Raw genomic sequence first — 3,236 nt, 5'->3', positions numbered from 1 at the left:
CCGCCCTCGGGCTGCTCGGTGCGGGCACCTTCCTGGTCGTGCGCCGCCGCAAGGCAGCCCGGCACTGACCTGAGCACCGTCCGCGCCCCGCTCCGGGGCCGATGACGTCGGGGCGGGGCCACCCGGCCCCGCCCCGACGCCGTCCCGCTCCTCCGTCGTGCTCAGGCCGCCGTACGGGCGCCCGCCCCGTTCCGCCGCCGTGCTCAGGCCGCCGCTCCCGGGGCGGCCGGCTGTTCGGCGTCGCCGAGGCGGGCCAGGGTGAGGGCGCCGAGGACGGCGGCGAGGAAGCCGGCGACGGCCAGCGGGGCGAGGTCGTGCCGGGTGTGGTCGCCGAGGAGGAGGACACCGATGACGGCCGGGCCCAGGGTCTCGCCGAGGACCATGGCGGCGGTCGCGGCCGTGACCGACCCGGTCTGCATGGCCCAGGTGAGGGCGGCGAAACCGCCGAGGCCGGCCAGGGCGATCGCGTAGGCGGAGGGTTCGGTGAGCAGGTCCGGCAGCCGGGGGTCGGGCAGGACCCGGACGGCGACGCCGACCACGCCGAACTGGAGACCGGCCACCAGACCCAGCAGCGGCGCCCGCCGGTGGTCGGTGAAGCGGACCACGGCCCAGCCCGCGCCGATCAGCAGCAGCGAGGCGAGCAGCACGCCGAGCCGCAGCGCCGTGCCGCCCCGGCCGGGGCCGTCCCGCCCGGCGCTCACCGCGAGCACGCACAGCCCCGCGCAGACCGCCACCACCCCGGCCCACTCGCTGCGCCGCAGCCGCACGTTCAGCACCCGGGCGGCGCCGACGGCGGTCACGGCGAGGGCGGAGGCCAGCACCGCCTCGACCTCGTACAGCGGGAGCCGGTCCAGGGCGAGGAGTTCGGCGCCGAAGCCGAGCATGTCCATCCCGACGCCGACCAGGAACGGCCACTGCCGGAACGCCCCGGCGAGCGCCGCCGCCCCGCCGGGCGGCAGCCCGGCCGAGGCGCGACGGGCCCCGACCGCCTGGAGCACGGTGGCGGAGCCGGTGAGCAGGGCGGCGGCCAGGGCCGCGAGCAGGCCGAAGGACATGCGCCGACGGTACGGTCGGTCGCCGTCCCCGCTCCGCTCCGGCACGCCGGGAGGAGGGCCTACGATTCCGGTGGCCGGTACGTCTCCGTGCGGAGCCGTACCGTGTCCGTCCGTCATCACCGTCATCACCGTCATGCTGTTGTGCTGAAAGGGGCCCCAGAGTGGCCAGTAGTGTCGAGACGCTGGAATTCCAGGCCGAGACCCGGCAGTTGCTCCGGCTGGTGATCCACTCGATCTACTCGAACAAGGACATCTTCCTGCGCGAGCTGATCTCCAACGCCTCCGACGCGTTGGACAAGCTGCGGCTGGAATCGCTGGCCGGCTCCACCGTCGGGGCCGACACCTCGGACCTGCACATCGCCCTGGAGGTCGACCGCGAGGCCCGTACGCTGACCGTCCGTGACAACGGGATCGGCATGAGCCGGGACGACCTGGTCGACCTGATCGGCACCATCGCCAAGTCCGGGACCGCCGGGCTGCTGGAGAAGATCAAGGAGTCCCAGGACGCCGCCGCCGCGCAGAGCCTGATCGGACAGTTCGGCGTCGGCTTCTACTCGGCGTTCATGGTCGCCGACAAGGTCACCCTGCGCACCCGGCGGGCCGGTACCGACGCCGGTACCCAGTGGGAGTCCGACGGCGAGGGCACCTACGAGCTCCAGGCCGTCGACGGCCTTCCGGTGGGCACCTCGGTCACGCTGCACCTCAAGCCGGTGGACGGCGAGGACGGCCTGGCCGACTACCTGGCCGGGTGGAAGATCCGCCAGATCGTCAAGCAGTACTCGGACTTCATCCGCTGGCCGATCCGGATGGCCGCCGAGGGCACCGCGAGCACCGGGAGCACCGGGAGCACCGAGAACACCGGGACCGACGAGGACGCCGCCGCCGAGCCCGCCGTCGAGACGCTCAACTCGATGAAGGCGCTCTGGGCCCGGCCGCGCAGCGAGGTGACCGAGGCCGAGTACACCGAGTTCTACCAGCAGATCAGCCACGACTGGCTCGCCCCCGCCGAGACCATCCACATGCGCGCCGAGGGCACCTTCGAGTACGAGGCGCTGCTCTTCGTCCCCGCGCAGGCGCCGTTCGACCTGTTCTCGCGCGAGACCAAGCGCGGCGTGCAGCTGTACGTCAAGCGGGTGTTCATCATGGACGACTGCGAAGCGCTGATGCCGAACTACCTGCGCTTCGTCAAGGGCGTGGTGGACGCCCACGACCTGTCGCTGAACATCTCGCGGGAGATCCTGCAGCACGACCGCCAGATCCAGGCCGTGCGGCGGCGCCTGGTCAAGAAGGTCCTCGGCGCGCTCAAGAGCGTGCAGGCCAACGACGCCGAGCGCTACGCCAAGCTGTGGGACCAGTTCGGCCGGGCGCTGAAGGAGGGCCTCGTCGAGGACCCCGACAACTCCCAGGCCCTGCTGGAGCTGCTGTCGCTCCCCTCCACCCACGACACCGAGCGGCCCACCACCCTGCGCGAGTACGTGGAGCGGATGAAGGAGGGCCAGGACGCGATCTACTACCTGACCGGCGAGACCCGGGCCACGGTGGAGAACTCCCCGCACATGGAGGCGTTCACCGCCAAGGGCTACGAGGTGCTGGTCCTCAGCGACCCGATCGACGAGATCTGGGCCGACCGGATCCCCGCCTTCGACGGCCACCGCTTCCAGTCCATCGCCAAGGGCCAGGTCGACCTGGACGAGGCGGCCGGCGAGGACCAGGAGGCCGAGGCCGAGCGGACCCGGCGCGAGCAGGACTTCGCCGAGCTGCTGCCCTGGCTGACCTCGGCGCTGTCCGAGCAGGTGAAGCAGGTCCGGCTGTCCTCGCGGCTGACCACCTCCGCGGCCTGCATCGTCGGTGACGCCGACGACATCTCCCCGACCCTGGAGAAGATGTTCCGGGCGACCGGGCAGGAGATGCCCCCGGTCCGGCGCACCCTGGAGCTCAACCCCGGCCACCCGCTGATCACCGCCCTGCGCACCTCGCACGCGGCCGACCCGGGGAACCCGGCGCTGACCGAGATCGCCGAGCTGGTGTACGGCGGCGCACTGCTCGCCGAGGGCGGGGACCTGCCCGACCCGGCCCGCTTCACCCGGCTGCTCACCACCCACCTGACGCGGGGTCTGTAGGGCGCGCGGGTGCGGCCCGCCGCCCCCCGGCGGCGGCCCGCACCCCGGCCTCCCGGCGCCT

General features: G+C 73.1%; 2 protein-coding genes. One reads left to right on the top strand and one right to left on the bottom strand.

Annotated elements, in window-relative coordinates:
- Window positions 1-203: 203 nt before the first annotated feature.
- Window positions 204-1,055 (bottom strand): hypothetical protein, encoded by an 852-nt coding sequence (locus VR45_RS30195; protein WP_045943046.1) that lies wholly within the window; start codon window positions 1,053-1,055, stop codon window positions 204-206.
- Between the two features lie 161 nt (window positions 1,056-1,216).
- Between VR45_RS30195 and htpG the strand changes: the two genes are divergently transcribed.
- Complete coding sequence (htpG, locus tag VR45_RS30190; RefSeq protein WP_045943045.1) at window positions 1,217-3,175, top strand: molecular chaperone HtpG; 1,959 nt, start codon at window positions 1,217-1,219, stop codon at window positions 3,173-3,175.
- The last annotated feature ends 61 nt before the right edge of the window (window positions 3,176-3,236 follow it).

The sequence above is a fragment of the Streptomyces sp. NRRL S-495 genome (assembly GCF_000966955.1).
Taxonomy (GTDB): Bacteria; Actinomycetota; Actinomycetes; order Streptomycetales; family Streptomycetaceae; genus Kitasatospora; species Kitasatospora purpeofusca.
This window is presented reverse-complemented; position numbering and strand designations above follow the sequence as displayed.